Source organism: Microcystis sp. LE19-41.2A (assembly GCF_027530405.1).
In the GTDB taxonomy this organism is placed as follows: Bacteria; Cyanobacteriota; Cyanobacteriia; order Cyanobacteriales; family Microcystaceae; genus Microcystis; species Microcystis aeruginosa.
In genome coordinates this window covers 1-1,386 of record NZ_JAPZQJ010000384.1, presented here as the reverse complement: position 1 = coordinate 1,386, position 1,386 = coordinate 1, and the positions used below count along the sequence as shown (strand labels likewise).

Sequence of the window (1,386 nt, the reverse complement as noted above, 5' to 3'; positions counted from 1 at the left end):
GATCCCCCCTGCCCCCCTTGATAAGGGGGGTGCCGATCCCCCCTGCCCCCCTTGATAAGGGGGGTGCCGATCCCCCCTTAGTCCCCCCTTGATAAGGGGGGTGTCTGACAACTTTTAACGCCTACCTACTTAAGAAATATGTAACTAATAAATGGCGGGGGTAGCTGACAATTTTTAACACAGAAAAAGGGTTTCTCCGAGAAACCCTTTTTCTAGGTGACTTAGAAGGAGAGCTTAGAAACTTAAACAAAGAAATTACCCACTGGAATGTTCCCTAAAGCTGGTAAAGTACCAGTAAATCCGGTGATATTTATTAATAAATCATTGCTGGATTGGAAGCCAGCCGTGCTATCATTAATAACGAGGTAAGTTCCAGCTATTGCACCGGTTGTTACCTGCACTAAGGCGGCACTATTAACCCCTAATCCTTGATTACCTGTAATCGCTCCATTAGCATCAGTAAATACCTGATTGATTAAATTGTCTAAAGTGGTGACAGTGCTATCAGCAGCACGACTGAAACTACTAGGCGCACTCATGGCGTTTCCAGTTTGAGTTAATAAGTCTATTTTATCACTATTGATGGCAAAATCTGTGATACGATCGCTTGTTGATATGGTAGATTGACCAAATTGGAAGACGAAGGTATCTGCACCTAAACCACCGGTTAAAGTATCAGCACCGTTAGCGCCATTGATTTGATTAATACCACTATTTCCGGTGATTTTATTGTTACCAGCGTTACCTGTACCATTAACATTATTACTGCTAATTAGTCTGAGGTTTTCCACATTGTTGGGTAAGGTGCGAGTAAGACTGCTTTGCCAAGTATCAGTAATGATAACTTCTCCTATTCCTCCTTCGGGATTGATGGTAGCATTAACCGGATTGGAGAGGGTGACGGTGAAGACTTCATCAGGTTCATTGAGGTTATCATTGAGGAGGGGAATGCTAATAGTAGCGGTGGCAGTATTAGCAGCAATGGTGATAGTTCCGGTTTTGCTAGTGTAATCTACATCGGCGGTAGCATCAATGGGCCCAGTGGTATAGTTGAAGCTAATTGGTTGCGGATTGGGGTTATCAACTGTGACGGTGAGGATGGCATTATTATCTAAGCCTTCGACCACGGTAATATTATTGATGGAGAGTTGGGAAAAGTCGTCATTATTAATTGTCCCCGTCACTGGGGTGGTGGTCCCTACTGTATAACCTGTCCCAGAAGCAAGAGTTAAAATAACGGTTTCGTCACTTTCTACTATTGTGTCAGGAGTGGGGTCAACTGTGACGGTAGCAGTCGCTGAATTAGCAGCAAAGGTGACGCTGGTGGGAATAGAAGTGTAATCGTTTCCATTGGTTGCTGTCCCTTCAACTGTATAGTTGACGGTT

General features: G+C 44.1%; 1 protein-coding gene. It reads right to left on the bottom strand.

Translation table 11 applies throughout. The features are described from left to right. Positions 1 to 242: 242 nt before the first annotated feature. Positions 243 to 1,386: bluetail domain-containing putative surface protein (locus tag O9290_RS15525; RefSeq protein WP_288087234.1), on the bottom strand; the 1,144-nt coding region annotated here is incomplete at its 5' end.